Genomic DNA, 19,390 nt, shown 5'->3' with positions numbered 1-19,390 from the left:
GATCACAGATAGCTGAATTAACGAATTATTATAAATGGATACTTTAAAAGAAGATCTAAAAAAGCACATTATAGAAGAATTGAATCTTGAAGATTTACAGGTTTCGGATATTGATGATGATGCTTTGCTTTTCAGTACAGAAGGGATCGGACTGGATTCGATAGATGCACTGGAACTGATTGTTTTGATGGAGAAATATTACGGGATTCAGGTTACAAATCCGGATGAGGGAAAAGTTGCATTCCTGTCAATCAATACCATGGCCGATTACATCGAAAAAAGAAAAGCATAAGATTAGCATAAAATGGCCGTTAGAATTACAGGTATTGGTATTATTTCAGCAATCGGATTAAATGTTGCAGAAAATCTGTTTTCCCTGGAAAATGGTAAGTCCGGTATTGGCCGGATACAATATCTTGATCAGGAAGGAGCGTACCTGGTGGGTGAAGTCAAGTGTTCCAATGAGGAATTGATCAACAGACTGCACGTAAAATCCAGACCAGTTTCCAGAACCTCCCTGTTAGGATTAGCAGCAGCAAGAGAAGCATGGGGAGGTAATAAGCTTTCAGCCAAATTGCGGACGGGTATTATCTCGGCTACCTCAGTGGGTGGAATGGATCAGACAGAACATTTTTACCGGAATTATCTGGGTCATACCAATCCTGACTTTCAGGTTTTGAAATGTCACGATAGTGGTAATACAACAGAAAGAATTGCTGCGGAATTAGGCATTTCGGGTTACATCAATACACTTTCAACCGCTTGTTCTTCGGGTGCGAATGCAATTATGCTTGGCGCGCGATTGATTGAGCAAGGTAAACTTGACCGTGTTTTGGTTGGAGGAACGGATGCTTTGACACAATTTACGTTGAACGGTTTCCGATCTTTGATGATCTATGATGATCAGTGGTGTAGGCCTTTTGATGAATCACGCAGTGGTCTGAATCTGGGCGAAGGTGCTGCGTTTTTGTTGTTGGAAAATGATAAAAGTGTGGAATTGTCAGGTAACGAAACCCTAGCGTGTTTGAGTGGCTGGGCCAATGCCGCTGATGCTTATCATCAGACGGCTTCCTCTCCGGATGGAAGAGGAGCGACGCTGGCTATTCAAAATGCCATTGAAGTTTCAGGATTAAGCGCTTTGGATATTTCCTATATCAACGCGCATGGTACCGGAACGAAGAATAATGACCTTTCGGAATCCGTAGCTTTGCTTAATGTTTTTGGAGATAATTATCCCGATTTTAGTTCTACAAAGCCTTTTACCGGCCACACCCTGGCAGCTGCGGGTGCTATTGAAGCTGTTTTTTCTGTGCTTGCCATCCAAAATAATTTTATTTTTCCAAACCTGAATTATAGTCAGGCCATTCTGGAAACGGGATTGGTACCTAGCACGGAATTTCAGACAGACCAGCCCGTGACTTCGGTGTTATCCAATTCATTTGGTTTTGGTGGAAATAATTCATCCTTGGTTTTTACCGTTAATATTTCTTAATCGCAGCCTATTTCGCCAGCGATTTTCAAAAAAAGTGAAATGTATATAACTGCCGCTTCAACGATTTCTCATCAGCCTACCTTCAAAAATGCAGGTTTTTCGAAATCTATTGAGCCATTACAAAATAATTCAGAACTGATCATTCCTAACTTTAAGGAATACATTGACGCAGGTTTACTTCGCCGGATGAGCAAAATTTTGAGGATGTCGGTAACGGCTGCAAAGGATTGTTTAAAGCAAGCAGCAATTGATCAGCCAGGTGCAATTATCGTTGGAACAGGATTGGGTTGTTTGCAGGATACTGAAAAATTCCTGAATAACTTTCTGACGATAGAAGGACTATTGCCACCGACATCATTTATTCAGTCTACGCATAATACCATAGCCGGGCAGATTTCTTTAAGCATTGGAAATCACGGTTATAACATGACGCATACTCAAAACACACTTTCTTTCGAATATGCTTTAATCGATGCCGGTTTGCTTTTGGGTGAAGGAAATGACAATATTATCGTTGGTGCTGCCGATGAATATATTGAATTATTGAGCATAATCGGAGAACATTTGCATGTAAAATCAGAAGTTAATTTGACTTCCGGAGCCTCATTTTTTTTAGTATCGAAAGAGCAATCGGTTAAATCATTGGCTAGGATTAAGGACATTGAGACGGTGGGTTTGGTTGAGGATATTGAAGAATCGATAGAAAATTTTCTAACAAATAATACTTTGCAAAAATCAGAAATCGATATGGTCCTTTATAGTGATTTTTATGATATAAAAGATTCTGGTCAGGTTGCAGATTTTATTCAACGTTTTGATGTAAGCTCAGAAGTCCTAAATTACACGAATCTTATCGGGGTTTATCCATCGAATTCCGCTTTTGCAATTCATTATGCTGTTGACAGAATTCAGGATAACAATAAGATAAAAACGGTATTGATTATTAACCGATTAAATAAAATAAATTTGGGCTTAACATTAATCGAATCTCTTGAAGCATAACATCGTTACGGCTATTTCTGCTATCGCACTGGTTTTGTGTGGATTTTCCTTTTGGGAAACAGGTTATGTTGAGATAATTCTTGGTTTGATCGTTGTTTTATATCTGGCCAGTACAACTTACGGGTCTTTTCAAATCAAGGCGAATTATTTTGTTAAATCCATCCACAGAGGGAATAAAAAATCCGTAGCTTTCACTTTTGACGATGGGCCGGATCCGGAAATAACACCTCGGATTTTGGCAGTTTTGAAAGAAAAAGGAGTAAAAGCAACCTTTTTTGTGATAGGTGAAAAGGCGGAAAAATATCCGGATTTGATTAGGCAGATGGATGAAGAAGGACATATTGTCGCTAATCATTCTTACAGTCATAACCACCTGATCGCATTTTTCTCCAAAAAACGACTCAATCAGGATCTGGTACATTGCAATGAAGCTGTAACAGCTGCTTTGGGAAAATCCCCCGTTTTTTTTCGGCCGCCTTTTGGTGTTACTAACCTACGTTATGCCAAAGTTTTAAAGGAATTAAAAATGCAGTCGATAGGCTGGTCGCTGCGAAGTTTTGATACAAAAGCGAAAAATAAATACCAGCTGATTGAAAAAGTCATTTCCAAGTTAAAAAGAAGAGATATCGTATTGCTGCACGACAACCGTGCTGTAACTGCCGATGCACTGGAAGATCTTATTGAGCATTGTTTCAATAAAAATATTGAAATCCAGCCTCTTTCAGTCATCATTAATAAAGAACCTTATGAAGTTATTTAAGATATATTTCATCCTGTTTTTAAGCATTTTTAGCGGGACGCTATTTGCACAGGAATTCAAACCGGCAGCTAATCCTGATAAAATACTGGCAGATTTGAGAAAGTCATCGCTGGCGACTTCTTCCATTCAGGCTGATTTTAGAGAGGAAAAATTTTTATCTTTTTTGAAAGAACCTGAAAAGTCTTCGGGTGTATTTTATTACAAAAAGGAAGATCAAATGCGTTGGGAACAACAAATGCCTTTCAAATATATTATTCTGATCAAAGGCGAAAAATTGCGTGTGCTGGATGCGGGAAAAGAGAAAAATCTAGGTTCTGCCGGAAAAATGGCCGGACAAATTAAGCAGGTTATGCTTGGGCTTGTCAACGGAGATTTTCAGCAAAGCAAAGCTTTTACGCAGGTTTGTATGGAAAACGCCGATCATTATCAGGTTATATTAACGCCGACGAACAAGCGGATGAGAAATGTATATACTAAGATTAATCTGGTTTTTTTAAGAAATAATCTACGTTTAAAGGAACTTACATTTTTTGAAAAGGGTGGCGACAAAAGTATTATGAAATTCCAGAATGAAAAGTTTAATCAGCCCATTGCTGAGACTGTTTTTAACAATTTATGATCTGATTTTTCATTCAGGATTTATCAAATGCACTATCAAATGTTTTCCGAAAACCTTTATAAAATAGCCGGTTTTGATGTTAGTCCGGAAGTGATTTTGGCTACAATTTCCATAAATCCGGATCACGCTATATTTGCAGGGCACTTCCCGGGCTCGCCCATATTACCTGGTGTTTTGCAGCTGCAAATTGTGAAGGAATTGCTGGAGAAACATTTGGGAAGAACATTGAAAATGAAAACAATGCGGACCACTAAATTTCTTAATGTAATAAATCCAAAAGAAACCCGGAACGTATATCTAGACATCAAATTTAAGAGCGGCGAAGTTTTAGAAGTTTTGGCCTCCGGAAGCTGGGAAAACATAACGTTTTTTAAGACACAAGTCTCTTATATTTAGCTAAAAAGTTAAAGATCAAACGGCCTCATCTGAAAGTATTTCAGTTACATCGTCCATTAACAAATGACTTTAAAAGACATACATTGCTGCGTTCTTATTCCAACCTATAACAATCACAAAACACTCCGACGGGTCATTGACGGTGTTTTGGCATACAGTGGCAGGGAAGATGTGATTGTGATTAATGATGGCTCTACGGATGAAACGGTTAGTATTTTATCCGAATACGGAAATGAAATTCGGGTAATTCATAACGACAGAAACCGTGGAAAAGGATTTTCATTAAGGCGCGGTTTTAAAGAAGCACTGGGTCGGGGTTATAAAAATGCCATTTCAATTGATTCAGACGGACAGCATTTGCCTTCGGATATTCCTCTTTTTATTGAGAAAGCATATCAAAATCCGGGTGCTTTAATAATGGGGTCCCGTAATATGGAGCAGGCGGGTGTGCCGGGAAAAAGTTCTTTTGGTAACAAATTCTCTAATTTTTGGTTCAGGGTAGAAACGGGTCTTGTTTTGCCGGATACGCAGACTGGGTTCAGGTTATATCCATTAGAAGAAGTTAACAAAATAAGACTTCTTACGACGAAATTTGAAACCGAAATCGAAGTCATAGTAAAACTTGCCTGGCGTAATGTTGAAATATTACCTATTGATATTCAGGTGATTTATGACAGCAATGAGCGCGTAACTCATTTTCGGCCATTTCAGGATTTTACAAGAATAAGTATTCTGAATACATATTTCGTTATCCTTACTTTGTTATATTTTTTGCCCAAGCGACTTTTTCTTTTTGTTAAAAAAAAAGGACTTTGGAAGATTATAAAAGAGGAAGCAATTAAGGAGGGTGAAACCAATTTTAGCAAGTCAATTTCTATTGGTTTTGGTTTTTTTATGGGTATCGTGCCTATATGGGGTTTTCAACTTCTGGTTGGTATTCCGCTTTCTGTTTATTTCAAAATGAACAAAGTTCTTTTTCTTACAGCGGCGAATATCAGTCTGCCGCCGCTGATTCCGCTCATTATATTTTTCAGTTATAAATTCGGTGGTCTGTTTTATAAAAACGGTGTTCAGCTTGAATCGATGCAGGATCTCACTCTGGATTGTATCAATAAAAACTTTGTTCAGTATTTTCTCGGTGGTACTTTATTGGCTGTTTTCATGGGTCTTTCTGCTTTTGGTATTTCATGGCTTATTTTTAAATTGGTAAGAAAGGAGGTTTGATTTTTCAATAAATCAAGTCAAATTACTTCCTTCATCTAAATCATTTACCAGATATGAGTGCTACTATTTCGACTGCCGAAGACTTGAAAAATTATTATCAAAATCTTTTCAGATCAGCGCGGGTAAGGGCTATTGGCTGGGAATTTGGCGTTATGATTCTGTTTGGTTTGCTCGCTTATTTTAGTCATAAAACGGTTTTATACCTTGCCGGATTTTTAATCGTAGGTATTATTGCCATTTTTCACCGCCGGTACCACAACAAATCTTATAAAAGACTGGCAGTTTTTAAAACTCCATTTCCGGCGGCCTGGCGTCAAATTCTTGAAAAACATTCGGTATTCTATAAAAATCTGGATGCTCAGAAACAAACTTTATTTGAAAAAAGAGTACAGTTGTTTTTGCTTGCAAAAAGAGTGGAAGGTATTGATACGGATATTGACGATGAAATTCGCGTATTAGTTGCCGCGAGTTCGATCATTCCGACTTTCGCTTTTCCGGCCTTTGATTATCCCGATTTAAACGAGGTTCTGGTTTATCCGGCCTCTTTCAGTGAAAAGTTTGAAATTGGTGCGCACAAGCACGATGAAAATATTGAAGGTATGGTTGGCAACCGGTATATGAATCATTCCCTGCTTTTGTCTAAGCCAGCTTTGTTGAGTGGTTTTAACGGTAAAAAGGGAGAAAACAATGTTGGGATTCACGAATTCGTACATCTTTTGGATCGTGAAGATGGCGATACCGACGGAGTTCCTGAACGTTTGGCAGATCATGCTTATACTTTGCCATGGCTTCATTTGATCAAAAAAGAAATGCAAAATATACGGAGCGGCGAATCGGATATTAATCCTTATGCAATTACAAACAATGCAGAATTTCTTGCTGTTGTCAGTGAATATTTCTTCAATAATCCGGAAGAATTCGAGCACAAACACCCTGAACTATATGAAATTCTCTCCAAGTTTTATCACATCGAACCTGCTTCCTAGTTAATGTATTGATTAACAGTAGTGTGAATGTCTTAGTAGTATAGTAAACATTGACTAGTATATTTTTTTATTGACTTACTTATATTTAATTTCTATATTTTTTCACAAAAAAAATATGAATTAAACAAAAATAAGCGGTTTTTGATTTTGTTATGAGGTCGCATTCTCTATATTTACGAGAATTTAAAACCTTTTAACCAATTCATATCGCGCATGAGTAATATTACCTATTTAGTGCCAGTATTAGGCCTGATTGGCTTGCTGGTTATGTTTTTTAAAAGAGGTTGGGTGATCAGGCAGGATGCCGGTGATGGCACCATGAAAGAAATCGCAGATGCAATCGCTGACGGTGCCCTTGCATTTCTTAAAGCGGAATGGCGCGTTCTGATTATCTTCGGTATCATTGTTAGTATATTGTTAGGTTATTCCGGCACACTGGTTGAAAATTCCAGTGTTTTTATTGGTGCCTCCTTTCTGGCAGGTGCCTTCATCTCTGCTTTTGCCGGGTATATTGGGATGAATATTGCTACCAAATCCAACGTGCGGACCACTCAGGCTGCGCGTACAAGTCTTACCAAAGCGCTGGAAGTTTCATTTACCGGCGGTTCCGTGATGGGAATCGGGGTTGCGAGTTTGGCTGTGATTGGATTGGGCGGTTTGTTTATAATTCTTTACAGTGTATTTGTTGGAGATAGCAGTGATGTCAACGGACTTGGCATGGAGAAAGTGCTTGAAGTGTTGGCTGGTTTTTCTCTTGGGGCAGAATCTATTGCACTTTTTGCACGTGTGGGTGGAGGTATTTATACAAAAGCCGCGGATGTTGGAGCCGATTTAGTGGGAAAGGTGGAAGCAGGAATTCCCGAAGATGATCCAAGAAACCCGGCAACGATCGCTGATAACGTGGGAGATAATGTGGGTGACGTTGCGGGTATGGGAGCCGATTTGTTTGGTTCTTATGTGGCCACGATTCTGGCAACCATGGTTTTAGGAAGAGAAATTATTGCCGAAGGAACAGATAATTTTGGGGGAATATCACCCATCTTATTGCCCATGGTAATCGCAGGTATTGGTTTGATAGCATCCATTATCAGTATGCTTTTTGTTCGGATCAGTGGCGATCATGGTGATGTACAAGGTGCTTTGAACCGGGGAAACTGGGGTTCTATTGTTTTGACATTAATTGCATGTTATCCTTTGACCATGTGGATGTTACCAGAAGGAACTCTTACCATTCGTGGTGTGGAATTCACTTCCATGCACGTTTTTTACGCGATTTTGCTGGGATCCATTGTCGGTGCTATTATGTCAACCGTGACTGAATATTACACAGCTATGGGGAAACGGCCTGTTCAATCCATTGTCAATCAGTCATCAACAGGTCATGCGACCAATATTATCGGTGGACTTTCTGTGGGAATGGAATCAACCGTTATTCCTACGCTGGTTTTAGCTGCCGGGATTTTTATCAGTTATGAATTCGCAGGTTTATATGGTGTGGCCATTGCGGCTGCCGGAATGATGGCGACTACCGCTATGCAGCTTGCTATTGATGCTTTCGGTCCTATTGCGGATAATGCGGGTGGTATTGCTGAAATGGCCCATTTGCCAGAAGAGGTTCGTGGCCGTACTGATGTTCTGGACGCGGTAGGGAATACTACGGCTGCTGCCGGAAAAGGTTTTGCGATTGCTTCCGCTGCGCTTACTTCGCTTGCTCTTTTTGCTGCATTTTGTGGAGTGGCTGGGATAAGCTCCATTGATATATACAAGGCCAATGTACTGGCCGGACTTTTCGTAGGGGCCATGATTCCGTTCATATTTTCTTCTCTGGCTATTGCCGCGGTAGGCCGGGCGGCTATGAAAATGGTGGAAGAAGTACGGCGACAGTTCCGGGAAATTCCGGGAATAATGGAAGGAACTGCAAAACCGGAGTATGACAAATGTGTAGCGATTTCTACGGAAGCATCCATAAGAGAAATGGTAGCCCCGGGACTAATTGCTTTGCTGGTACCTGTTATTGTCGGATTTCTTTTTGGTCCGGAAGTACTTGGCGGAACGCTGGCTGGTGTTACGGTATCCGGCGTTTTGATGGGTATTTTTATGAATAATGCAGGTGGTGCCTGGGACAATGCCAAAAAATCTTTTGAAAAAGGAGCCGTTATTAATGGTAAAACATATTATAAAGGTTCAGATCCACATAAAGCTGCTGTAACGGGCGATACTGTGGGTGATCCTTTTAAAGATACTTCGGGCCCGTCTATGAACATTCTGATCAAATTGATGTCCATTGTTTCCCTGGTAATTGCACCACATATTGCCGTTATCCCTGCTGGTGTTGAAGTAGTGGAAGAGGAAATTATCGAAATGCCAATAACAGAAGTAGAGACTACTGTGCTTGATTTAAACGGAATGAAGTTAAATATCGCTGCTTCCGGAAATCCTGTTGAAGCGGCTTTACTGGATTTTATCAAATCTGATAAAAAAGTGGATAAGGAAACGTGGTTTGATTTTGACCGTTTATTGTTTAAAACCGGAAGTGATAAACTTGAACCAAAGTCGAAGGAACAGCTTGAAAATGTTGCTGAAATATTAAAAGCGTATCCTGATGTTAAAATTAAACTGGGTGGATATACTGATAATACTGGCGATGCAGCTGCAAATTTGAAACTTTCCAGCGAAAGAGCTCAATCAGTCAAAAAATCACTGGAAGATTTGGGTATCGACAAATCACGTCTGGAAGCAGAAGGTTATGGCGAAGAACATCCTGTTGCTTCAAATGACACCGATAAAGGAAGAGCAGAAAACCGCCGTATATCAATCAGGGTAACCAAAAAGTAACAATTGCCTGGTTGGTAATCACGAAGCCAATTAACCTGGTGAATTTTTAAATTACACCAATACAAAAATGACCGCATAAGCTGTTTTTAGCTTTTGCGGTCATTTTTGTATTTATACCCTGCCAGGCAACCAAAGTAACCAGATGACATTCGGTATAAAAATAAAAATCTGTTGAAATTTAACCCATTTTAACGGTTCTGTAATCATGGGTATCAAGTGTAATTGGTTTGACGACTGTTGTTGTACCATCTGTGACCATTACCTGATAGTCACCATCGGTCAGATTGTTGAGGTCAAAACGGGTGCGGGTATCTTCGTAATTTTTTACGGTAATGCTGACAAGTGTATTGCCATTTTCATCCACAACGCGGATAGATCGATTTTTTCCATCTGATTTTTTAATCATTACATCAATTTTTCCTGAAACGGGTGAAGTAATTGCAATTTGGTTTTCCGCCTCGATGGCACTGTCTGTAGATTTTGCAATTCCTGCAAAGCTGTTTACTGAAAGCAAAAGAGAGAATGCGGCTGATAAAAAAAGTGTTGGCGTTTTCATGGTATCTGTTGTTTTAAATGTTTTGTCAGCAGCTTTGTGCTGCGTTCCGATGATGCAAGAATACGGCTGAAAACAACAGCAAAAAATCAACTTCGACCAAAAGTGAATGTTACATGATAAAGGGCAGTTATCTGTCTCTGAAATCAATTTAGTATCCTTATAGTAAGGTTATTATGTATTTATCGGTGTGGTTGGGAGATTCAAAGTGAAAGAAATGCGATTCGCCGGTTAAATTTGGCTTATTTAAAAAAATAGTATCATTTTATGAGAAGAGAAAAAGAAATTGACAGGCAATAAGAAGAAGGTTTTTTTTGTTTTATCAAAAAGAAAAAAGCCGGAAAATCAGCAATCTGATCCTTCCGGCTTTCGATAATGACAAATATTAAACAATCGGTTTCCAGCCCTTTTCATAGTCACGCGACCATAATTTTTCAGCTTCGGAATCACCAATGATATGACCATTTTTCGGGTCGATTTTCAAATCCCGCCCAACACGCCAGGCTATGTTACCTAGCTGCATCGCAACAACGCTTTTGAATCCAATTTCAACATCGCAATTAGGTTTACGATTATTTTTGATCGCATCCAGAAAATCCATAACGTGCAGATTGTCCATTCCCAGACTTGGACTTGCCGTATTGCGCCCCTGTATATCAGCAGCCTGGTCAGTCGCTTTGACTTCTTTAATTTTTTTACCGTCAAGATCATAAACTGTATAACTATCCCCGCCAGTATCCAGACTTCCATTTTCGCCATAAAAAATAATTCCACGGTCAAGGCCTTCAATTTTTCTCCCATTCGAACTTCTGGATTCCCATACTAAGGAGACGCGGCCCGGATAATCCATCGCTACAACCTGCGTGTCGGGCGTTTCCCAGTCGTCCTTAAATTCGTATCGGCCGCCAACAGAGCTCACGCGGGTTGGGAAATCCACGCCAAGGCCCCAGCGTGCTACGTCTACTTCATGCGTACCATTGTTAAGTGCTTCGCCAGTACCCCAATGCCAAAACCAGTGCCAGTTGTAATGGATCAATCCTTCTTTAAAAGACATTCTTGGAGCTGGCCCCTGCCATAAATCGTAGTCCAGCCAGGCTGGAACCGTTCCCGGTTTCAGAAAAGTTGATTTTCTGTTGTTGGTATACCAGGTTTTTGCAAGATAAACCCGTCCAATAATTCCCTGGTGAAGTTCGTTAATTCCTTGTGTTAAAACCGGCGCTGAACGGCGCTGAGCTCCCATTTGTACCACGCGCTTGTATTTTCTTGCGGCTTCCACAGCGAGTTCGCCTTCTCTTGGATTGTGGCTGAGTGGTTTTTCAACATACACATGTTTGCCAGCCTGGCAGCCCATAATGGTCAGCGGAGCATGCCAGTGATCAGGCGTCGCAATATAAATTGCGTCAATGGATTTATCTTCAAGTACTTTTCTGCAATCTTTCTCAGGTTTTGGCGCAGCATCCGGCTTTATTTTTTTGATCTCTTCAATCGCAAGTGGAATTGCTCTGGAATCCACATCGCAAACAGTGCCGACTTCTGTATTTTTCTGCCCGGCAAAGGTAGCCGACATACTTTTCCCCCGGCTGTTTACACCAATTGTTGCAACCCGTATGAGTTCATTGGCACCAATGATGCGATTGTAACTTTTGGCACTGAAACCCAAAGCGGAACCGCCAAAGGCAATACCAGAGGACGCTACCGCTATCTTTTTTAAGAAATCCCTTCTGTGTTCCATAAATGTTTTGAAATGCGTTTTACTATTATAGGAAATGATTCATTTTAAGAAAGAACATATCCTGGTGTGCTATTTCAATGAAGTCGAATACGGAAGAAATTTACTTGTAAGGAGCGCTAAGAATTTTGCCTAATCCTGCATCGTATTAATTTTTTTTCGAAAATCTGTAAAACTGATCCCGTTGCAGCTTTTGAAGAATTTGCTAAAATGTGCAACGTCATCGTACCCAAGCTGAAATGCAATCGCTTTCATATTTATTTCCGGATTCAGCGCAAGTCTTTTAGCTTCCAAAACCACCCGCTTCTGTATATGATAACTCGCGGTAAAACCAGTCTGTTTTTTAACAACTTCGTTAAGATAATTAGGAGAAACAAAAAGATCAGAAGCGTAATCGTTAACCATTTTTTTACGAATGAAATTCTGGTCCACCAGCAGAACAAATTTTTTAAGGAGCTCTTTACTACTTCCGGACAAGGTTGTAGCAGGATGAGTATCAATTTTGCGCGAAAGGTAGATCATCAGAATTTTTAATAATCCTTGTAATACTTCCGATCTGGATTTGAAGCAATTGGAACATTCTTTGATCATATTTTGTACGATCATATCAATGTCGCCTTGCAGATTATTATCCAGTTGAATTGCCGGAAAAATGTTTCGGCCAGTTTGTTTGGCTGAATGAAAAAGATCGCATGCTTCTCTCCCTGTGAGGCAAAGGAAATCCTCTGAAAAGCAAATGCTGTAACCTTCCAAAATGCCAAAGGGCTGAAAATTATAGTGTTGACCAGGAGATAATAAAACTACATTATGATCATGAATTTCCTGTGCTTGCATATCAATCCTGAACTTTCCGGATCCTTTCCTGATCCAGATAATTTCATATAAATTTTCTGTCACAGACTTTGAACTTGCATGGGCTTTACAAAAAGGCGTTGACTCCAAAGCTCTGATTTCAAAAGAAGGATGTAACTCCTTTTTCAAATTTACAGGATTACTGTATCCAGATGTTATGGAAGAAGGAATGGGGTAAACATGTAAGGGATTCATAACCGTTGCTTTTTTAGATTCTGGGTTGGGATGTTTTAAACCTGGAGTGTGTGAAGTATGGATTATGCTAACGAATCATTAGTAGTAATCAGAAACCGTGCCAGTTTATATTTAACTGATAATCAAATACTTATAAAATTTGTTTCTGAATAAATTCTACGATATATCGTCAATTAACGTTAGCCGTAACCAGAGGTGGTGAAATGTTGAATATTGTGAGAAAGATAAATCGGTTTTTTGTTGTATTTAAATAGCGGTTACCGGTTTATTTTTTATTTCCAAATCAAAACAATTACGATGCCTAAATTGCGTTTTGGCTGATGATTGTTTTGATTTAATTGACCCTTTATTCATGAATAAAACTCTAAGGTTGCTTTTAGTTTTTAGCCTGTTCATTTGTATTAATGCCAGTGCCCAGATTTCCTTACCTGTAGCTTCCAACATTAAAAAATCATATTCACAAAAGCAGCGTGACCCGGGTGGTGCGCCTGGAAAAAACTACTGGCAAAACAGGTCTGACTATGATATTAAAGTGAATTTTGATCCGTTGACCGCGAAAGTAAAAGGCATTGTCAGCATCCGGTATGTCAATAATAGTCCGGATACACTGAGCAAGATTGTGTTTAAACTCTATCCCAATATTTACCAAAAAGAAGCCAGTCGGGTGGTTCAGGTAAAGGCGCAGGACTTAACAGACGGTGTTTCCATTGAAAAATTCAGCTTTAACAGTCGGGAACTTGATACAAAACAATACAGCATCCGGGGTACAAATATGACGGTACGCGGGCATAAAATTTTACCAAAACAAAAAGTACAATTTGATATAACCTATTCCTATGATCTAAACAGGGGGTCATTTATCAGAGGCGGTCAGATTGATTCAGGTACCTTTTTTATCGCTTATTTTTTTCCGCGTATAGCCGTGTACGATGATATTGACGGCTGGAATGAATATCCATATACGGGTCAATATGAATTTTACAATGATTTTGGTCAGTTTAAAACAGAAATAACAGTTCCGGACAATTATCAGGTTTGGGCCACAGGCGAGCTCAAAAATGCAGCTCAGGTTTATAAACCAAAGTACCTCAGTCTGATTGATCAGGCAAACAGGTGTGATCAGATGGTGGAAATTATCAGCGAGAAAGATATAAGGACCGACTCAATAGCTGATGGCAAGTCTGTCAAAATCTGGAAATTTGAGGCAGACAACGTTACGGACTTTGCTTTTGGGATCAGCAATCATTATGTATGGATGGCATCGAGCCTTGTTGTGGATCGTTCCACGGGCAGACGCACCCGGATTGACGCCGTTTTTAATCCGGATCACAAAGAATATCAGCCTGTAATGGGTTACGGTCATAAGACGGTAGATTTGATCAGCACCATATTTCCTGCCATACCGTTTCCCTTTTCACATGAAACCATTTTTGACGGTCCCACAGAAATGGAGTATCCGATGATGGTTGTAAATAGTCCGCTGGAAAAGCCACAGGAAGCCATTGAGTTGACAGCACATGAAATATTTCATAGCATTTTCCCTTTTTATGTAGGGATCAATGAAACAAAATATTCTTTTATGGACGAAGGTTTTGCAACGCTTTCTGAATTTTTACTGCACCCTTTGATTGATTCAACCGTAAAACTGAATTATGATATCAGCGACGCAAATACGGTTGTCGGGACAGAGCAGGAACTTCCTATCATGACGCTGACGCCTCAACTTGCAGGCGCGGCCAGATATGTAGCCAAAAACCTGAAACCTGCGCTTGGTTATTTATACGTAAAGGAAATGCTGGGTGATGTTTTGTTTAATAAAGCGATGCATTATTATATTGATCAGTGGAAGGGAAAACATCCTACACCGCTTGATTTTTTCAATTGTATCAATACTGGTTCTGGTGTTAATTTAGACTGGTTTTGGAAAAATTGGTTTTTCGAAAAAGGTGTGCCCGATCTGGCAATTACCAAAGTAACCGGAACTTCAACAAAACAGGTGATAACAATCACAAATCTGGGAAATCTGACTGTGCCTGTTCATCTTACGGTTTATTACAAGGATGGAAGCCAACAAACAATCAATTCAAGTATTGCCGCCTTGGCGAAGGGAAATAAAACGTTGACGGTGAATGTCGTTTCAAATAAACATTTGGAAAAAATAGTTCTTGGTACTGCGTTTGATCTGGATGTCCAGCCTGAAAATAATGTTTGGGTGCCCCGGAAATAGGGGGAATTATTCAGGCTAATGAAATACAGGAAAATCTGATTTGAGTCAGATTTTCCTAAATGTTTTATCAAAATAGAAGTGAAAATTATCTATTGTTAAGCAAAGAAACTTGGTTTTTGAAGGTAACCAGGCTGCCAGCTCGAATCCCTGCGACGTAATGCACGGGAGATTGTCAGGACTTCCTGAAGACGGCTGTTTTGGTCAATGGTAGAATCCTGGCTATGAAAATATTGTCCGATGATTTCCCATTCAAACGAGTCCGTCTTCTCGTCATAAATTCCCACCGGAATACGATTTCCATCCGTCATCAAAAGTCCCAATGCCGATTGCGCTTCGGCTTGTGACGAGCAGCCAATATGTTGATACTGTGCGTTCAATGTGTACAATACTGAATAACGATTTTCTGAAACAACGTTTTTCTCTCCTTTGGATTTGCCTTTTTTAGTATAGGCAGAAAGGAAATTCTGGAAAGAATTTTTAAGATCGGATAACGGAGATTTGGCTGTATATTTTAGTTCTTGTGTCATAATCTTGTTTGTTGAAAATCAAAATAGCTTGTTAATTGAAATTGTAGAACATTTAAAGTTTTTCTTTGTAGAAAATATTGTAAATTGTTATAGTACAATTTTGTCTTTGTATGTCAGGTCGAAATTTCTACCGGGACCTGAATTTTACAGTGCTATTTCAATTAATGTTTTTGTTAAAATAGTTATGTGAATGATTAGTTTATTGTCTTTTTTTTTAGTTAAAATACTTTTACTTATTACGGAACATCTATTGCTAGTCAATAGTTTACGAAAAATTCATGCAACTTGAATTATCTTCAAATCATCAAGACTTTTTATTTGAATAGTACTATTTAGAGTGCAATTTTGATAAAATACTTCGAATATTTTTTCGAACAAAATTTTGGGAGTTCTGTTTTGAGAGAAAATGTATATAATGAAATAGTTATATATTTACATTATAAGAGGAGAGTTGGCGGAGACTATTTATTTCCACGATCACCATATCAATTGAAGTCTGACCTTTATTTATTTGGGGTAAAAGAAGTCTTTAACACGCGTATTGTTTGTAGAAGTTTTCTTGTCAATAAAATTACACTTTCTTTAAATGTGGATTTCCTTGTCCCGTTTTTAAAAAAGTTTCCAGGCTTGCAAGAAATGTGTTCCAACCGATTTCACAAACGTCATAACATTGAAAATTTTGATTTAAACCTTTGTGGAGAAAAGTTAATATTGTTGTTTGCTGATCAGTACTCAACTTCCAGATTAACTCAGTGCCAACCCATTCGGATTTGTTTTCCAAAGAAGCCATGTCAATATAAGCCTCAATGCAAGTCCAAACCACTTTTTCATTTGGTCTTACCTCGGAAATCTCCATTGTTTTTTTAGTCATGCCGAATGCAATCATAAAACGATCACCAATATGACTGGCCGAACCGGTCAAATCATTGGTCCACCAATCTGAAATATGTTCCGTAATAGCAGCGAAAACTTCACTAACCGGTTTTTGTACGATAATGCTTTTTTGATAATCGTTCATGAGAAATATTTTAAGACAGTATCTGATTATTACGAAAATATTACTTAGTTCCATCATGCACGAAGCCTTTCTTCATCTTTGGTTGTCGGTTTTCCACTGGCGTTAGGCTGGCCTTTGCCTTTGGAAATCAGATCCGCTAAACTATGCATAATATATTGTGTCCATGCATTTTGGCAGATTTCAAAGCACTCATAGTCAGGTACCAAACCTAATTGTGTAAACTTGATTTGTGTTTTTCCGTCTTTTACACTAAGAACAAAAATGATTTTGTTGCCTGTCCATTCACTTTTATCTGTGGTAAACTTGAAATAGTTTTCCAAAACCAGCCAAACCATTTTTTTATCAGGGATCACTTCGATTAACTTCATTTTGCAAATATGTACGTCTTCGAAATGGTAGCTAAACTCATCATTGAGTTTTTCCGTATCTCCTTCAATTTCTTCTGACCACCACCCACGAACATTTGTGATTGCTTTGAAAGCATCTTTTAGAGATTGGTCAACTGTTAAGGTTATCGTGAAATCTGGTGAAGCCATTTTTTTGAGATTTAAAAGGTTATCGGTATCACAAATATATTGTCTATATATCAAATCGTTAGGGGGTAAAATGGACTTTCTAGCGGGTTGATTTGGACAATTTGAATTTCTATATTTGTAAGAAAACTGCGATGAAACAAGTTACGATTGTTGTTCCCGAGGGTTATGCTAATCTGAGCAGTGTTACCGGCGCATTTCAAATTCTTAACCGTGCGGACGGATACTGGCAAAAGAATGGAAATAAGCCCATGATGCAAATTCGTATCGCCGGGTTTATATCGGAACTGAAACTGGATGCCGGTTTCTTTTCTATTCATCCCGTCAATATTAAAGATATCAAGAAAACCGATCTTGTAATTATTCCATCGGTTTCTCATGAATACGATCAGGTTATCCGGAGAAATGATATGCTTATTGACTGGATTAGGGATCAATACAAAAACGGTGCTGAAATCGCAAGTATCTGCACGGGTGCTTTTTTGCTGGCGGCGACGGGTTTACTGGATGGGAAAAACTGTTCTACGCATTGGAACGCAGCTGATGATTTCAAACGGCTTTTCCCAAAAGTGAATCTTCAGCCTGATAAATTGCTCACCGTTGAACCTGGTATTTATACGAACGGAGGTGCGTATTCTTTTTTGAACTTGATGCTTTTTCTGGTCGAAAAATATTTTGACCGGTCAACTGCAATTTTCTGTTCCAAGGTTTTTCAGATTGATATGGAAAGAAATTCTCAATCGCCCTTTTTTATCTTTCAGGCGCAGAAAAACCACGGCGATGAAATCGTTTGTAAGGCTCAAAATTATATTGAAGAAAATCTGAAAGAAAAAATCTCTTTCGGCGATCTGGCATTTAAGCTGGCAATCAGCAGAAGGAATTTCGACAGGCGTTTTTTTAAAGCCGTGGGCAATACTCCGGTGGAATATTTGCAGAGAGTGAAAATAGAAGTTGCAAAAAAAACGCTCGAAAAAGGAAGAAAAAGTATTTTTGAGGTAATGGATGAAGTGGGCTATTCCGACGATAAGGCTTTCCGGGAAGTATTTCGAAAAATAACAGGGCTTTCTCCGCTGGATTATAAGGCAAGATATACAAGGGAATCTGTTTTAATTTAGCATGAAATTTGACTTTTATCTAAAAAAAACATATATTTTCTTGAATTTTACGCATAAATATTAGCCATAAATTATGAATTCATTATTAGTATTATCCGGAATTATACTTTTGTGGTATTGTAGCAAAGAATCTTTAAAGTCCAAGCCAAACTGGAATCGCGCCATTGTGTCTGCGCTTTTTTGGCCATTCTCAATTTTCATTAGAAACCGTTAAAGATTAATTTTTATGAAAAGTTTCGGTAGACTTTTGATTAGACACCTGGTGTTGAAGTTGCCATTTTTGATTTTAATACTGCTTTGGAACTGTAAACCAACTGAGCCTTATGTATACGTTTGTGAGGATGGATTTATGGACTATGAGACAGGAGAAAGTATCAGGCATTTTCAAAGTATTATTAATCCCAAGGACAGCCTGGTAACACTAGTCATTAAAACCGATGCAGATTATAAAAAGTATATAGTGGACACGCCGCAAAAGGTGAATTTTTCAAATCAGACTTTACTTGTCGGGCGAATTCATACACCGATGCCGGGTTCCGTTGTTAAGCAAAGCATAAAAAGCCATTGTATTTCCAATGAAATATATTTTGATGTCCAGTATAAAGTAAATATAGACGGGACTGCGAATGAATCAGAAGTACCTTTTTATGCTGTAATTCCCAGGATTTCAGAAGAAACCAGAGTCAGGTTTATTATTCATCGCTGAAAAGAAGAATTACTGTATAAAGTAGCTTCGCTCTATCACTTCGGGGGTGAAATTCTTTTTTAAAAAGCGTATGTTGCAACATCCATTTGTTCCGTAAGCCGGGCCAGTATTTTGAGTGGTAAATACGAATCCCGTCATAAGATCAATGATTTTGATACCGATTTCATCAAGCAGGCACTTGCCAAAACCTATCCTGCATTACTGAAAAAGGCCGGTTATGAAATCGGATTGGTCGGCAAATTTGGTATTGGGTCTAAAAATATTTCAGATACACTTTTTAATTACTGTGCTGCTGAAAGAAGTGGACAACCTGTTTATGAGCTTAAAAATAGTAGCGGAAAAATTGTACACTATACCGATAGTGTGGGAAAGGACATCCATCGGTTTTAGGGTGAATTTGGAGGAAAAGGACCATTTTGTCTGTCTGTAAGTTTTAAATCTGCACATGCGCTGGACGGAAATCCACCGGCGTATCGGTTGTAGCGACGGAAAGAAATCAAATTGCTCTTAATATTGATATAGCTTCCACAATTCTTTCCCTTGCAGGCACAGCAATTCCGTTGTCAGTTCAGGGGGAAAACCTGCTTGATAATAGAGGTAAAAAATTAGAAAGACGAGAGG

General features: G+C 38.9%; 19 protein-coding genes. 13 read left to right on the top strand and 6 right to left on the bottom strand.

Annotation, left to right across the window (positions count from 1 at the left end; genetic code table 11):
- Window positions 1–34: 34 nt before the first annotated feature.
- The 9 genes from FZF08_RS19140 (at window position 35) to FZF08_RS19100 (ending at window position 9,314) form a co-directional block, all read left to right on the top strand.
- On the top strand, window positions 35–292 hold the full coding sequence (locus FZF08_RS19140) for a phosphopantetheine-binding protein (protein ID WP_159471677.1): 258 nt from the start codon (window positions 35–37) through the stop codon (window positions 290–292).
- A gap of 12 nt (window positions 293–304) precedes the next feature.
- Window positions 305–1,492 carry a beta-ketoacyl synthase gene (locus FZF08_RS19135; protein WP_159471675.1) on the top strand — a complete coding sequence of 396 codons (1,188 nt, stop codon included), beginning with the start codon at window positions 305–307 and terminating at the stop codon, window positions 1,490–1,492.
- Window positions 1,493–1,531: 39 nt separating this feature from the next.
- Complete coding sequence (locus FZF08_RS19130; protein ID WP_159471673.1) at window positions 1,532–2,494, top strand: beta-ketoacyl synthase chain length factor; 963 nt, start codon at window positions 1,532–1,534, stop codon at window positions 2,492–2,494.
- The gene (locus tag FZF08_RS19125; RefSeq protein ID WP_159471671.1) at window positions 2,484–3,254 is read left to right on the top strand and encodes a polysaccharide deacetylase family protein; all 771 of its coding nucleotides are present in this window, start codon (window positions 2,484–2,486) and stop codon (window positions 3,252–3,254) included. Before FZF08_RS19130 ends, FZF08_RS19125 begins: the two co-directional genes overlap by 11 nt.
- A complete protein-coding gene (locus FZF08_RS19120) occupies window positions 3,241–3,873 on the top strand; it encodes an outer membrane lipoprotein carrier protein LolA (RefSeq protein WP_159471669.1) in 633 nt (210 codons plus the stop codon). The genes FZF08_RS19125 and FZF08_RS19120 overlap by 14 nt, the downstream gene beginning before the upstream one ends.
- A gap of 39 nt (window positions 3,874–3,912) precedes the next feature.
- Window positions 3,913–4,269: a 3-hydroxyacyl-ACP dehydratase gene (locus tag FZF08_RS19115; protein WP_159471667.1), complete on the top strand. Its 357-nt coding sequence runs from the start codon at window positions 3,913–3,915 to the stop codon at window positions 4,267–4,269.
- Window positions 4,270–4,332: 63 nt separating this feature from the next.
- Window positions 4,333–5,493, top strand: a complete 1,161-nt coding sequence (locus FZF08_RS19110) for a DUF2062 domain-containing protein (protein WP_159471665.1) — start codon at window positions 4,333–4,335, stop codon at window positions 5,491–5,493.
- Window positions 5,494–5,546: 53 nt separating this feature from the next.
- The gene (locus FZF08_RS19105) at window positions 5,547–6,479 is read left to right on the top strand and encodes a zinc-dependent peptidase (RefSeq protein ID WP_159471663.1); all 933 of its coding nucleotides are present in this window, start codon (window positions 5,547–5,549) and stop codon (window positions 6,477–6,479) included.
- Window positions 6,480–6,692: 213 nt separating this feature from the next.
- Entirely contained in the window at window positions 6,693–9,314 is a 2,622-nt protein-coding gene (locus FZF08_RS19100) for a sodium-translocating pyrophosphatase (RefSeq protein ID WP_159471662.1), read from the top strand.
- Between the two features lie 178 nt (window positions 9,315–9,492).
- Here the strand turns inward: FZF08_RS19100 and FZF08_RS19095 are convergent, their stop codons facing one another.
- The 3 genes from FZF08_RS19095 to FZF08_RS19085 form a co-directional block, all read right to left on the bottom strand.
- Window positions 9,493–9,870: a T9SS type A sorting domain-containing protein gene (locus FZF08_RS19095; RefSeq protein ID WP_159471660.1), complete on the bottom strand. Its 378-nt coding sequence runs from the start codon at window positions 9,868–9,870 to the stop codon at window positions 9,493–9,495.
- Between the two features lie 382 nt (window positions 9,871–10,252).
- Window positions 10,253–11,599, bottom strand: coding sequence for a Gfo/Idh/MocA family protein (locus FZF08_RS19090; RefSeq protein WP_159471658.1), 1,347 nt, complete (start codon window positions 11,597–11,599; stop codon window positions 10,253–10,255).
- Window positions 11,600–11,728: 129 nt separating this feature from the next.
- Window positions 11,729–12,643 (bottom strand): AraC family transcriptional regulator, encoded by a 915-nt coding sequence (locus FZF08_RS19085; protein WP_159471656.1) that lies wholly within the window; start codon window positions 12,641–12,643, stop codon window positions 11,729–11,731.
- A 352-nt stretch (window positions 12,644–12,995) separates the two neighbouring features.
- Between FZF08_RS19085 and FZF08_RS19080 the strand changes: the two genes are divergently transcribed.
- The gene (locus tag FZF08_RS19080; RefSeq protein WP_159471654.1) at window positions 12,996–14,870 is read left to right on the top strand and encodes a M1 family metallopeptidase; all 1,875 of its coding nucleotides are present in this window, start codon (window positions 12,996–12,998) and stop codon (window positions 14,868–14,870) included.
- A 95-nt stretch (window positions 14,871–14,965) separates the two neighbouring features.
- Here FZF08_RS19080 and FZF08_RS19075 read toward each other — a convergent pair whose 3' ends face one another.
- The 3 genes from FZF08_RS19075 to FZF08_RS19065 all read right to left on the bottom strand — a co-directional run bounded on the left by FZF08_RS19075 (window position 14,966) and on the right by FZF08_RS19065 (window position 16,951).
- Window positions 14,966–15,397: a hypothetical protein gene (locus FZF08_RS19075; protein ID WP_229216600.1), complete on the bottom strand. Its 432-nt coding sequence runs from the start codon at window positions 15,395–15,397 to the stop codon at window positions 14,966–14,968.
- Between the two features lie 571 nt (window positions 15,398–15,968).
- A complete protein-coding gene (locus FZF08_RS19070) occupies window positions 15,969–16,415 on the bottom strand; it encodes an SRPBCC domain-containing protein (RefSeq protein WP_159471652.1) in 447 nt (148 codons plus the stop codon).
- 53 nt (window positions 16,416–16,468) lie between these two features.
- A complete protein-coding gene (locus FZF08_RS19065; protein WP_159471650.1) occupies window positions 16,469–16,951 on the bottom strand; it encodes an SRPBCC domain-containing protein in 483 nt (160 codons plus the stop codon).
- Between the two features lie 131 nt (window positions 16,952–17,082).
- Here FZF08_RS19065 and FZF08_RS19060 point away from each other — a divergent pair, with 131 nt between their 5' ends.
- The 3 genes from FZF08_RS19060 to FZF08_RS19050 all read left to right on the top strand — a co-directional run bounded on the left by FZF08_RS19060 (window position 17,083) and on the right by FZF08_RS19050 (window position 19,159).
- Window positions 17,083–18,063 (top strand): GlxA family transcriptional regulator, encoded by a 981-nt coding sequence (locus FZF08_RS19060; protein ID WP_159471648.1) that lies wholly within the window; start codon window positions 17,083–17,085, stop codon window positions 18,061–18,063.
- Window positions 18,064–18,289: 226 nt separating this feature from the next.
- Window positions 18,290–18,769, top strand: coding sequence for a hypothetical protein (locus tag FZF08_RS19055; RefSeq protein WP_159471646.1), 480 nt, complete (start codon window positions 18,290–18,292; stop codon window positions 18,767–18,769).
- A gap of 111 nt (window positions 18,770–18,880) precedes the next feature.
- Window positions 18,881–19,159: a hypothetical protein gene (locus FZF08_RS19050; protein WP_229216599.1), complete on the top strand. Its 279-nt coding sequence runs from the start codon at window positions 18,881–18,883 to the stop codon at window positions 19,157–19,159.
- Window positions 19,160–19,390: the final 231 nt, after the last annotated feature.

The sequence above is a fragment of the Dyadobacter sp. 3J3 genome (genome assembly GCF_009801115.1).
GTDB lineage: Bacteria > Bacteroidota > Bacteroidia > Cytophagales > Spirosomataceae > Dyadobacter.
This window is presented reverse-complemented; position numbering and strand designations above follow the sequence as displayed.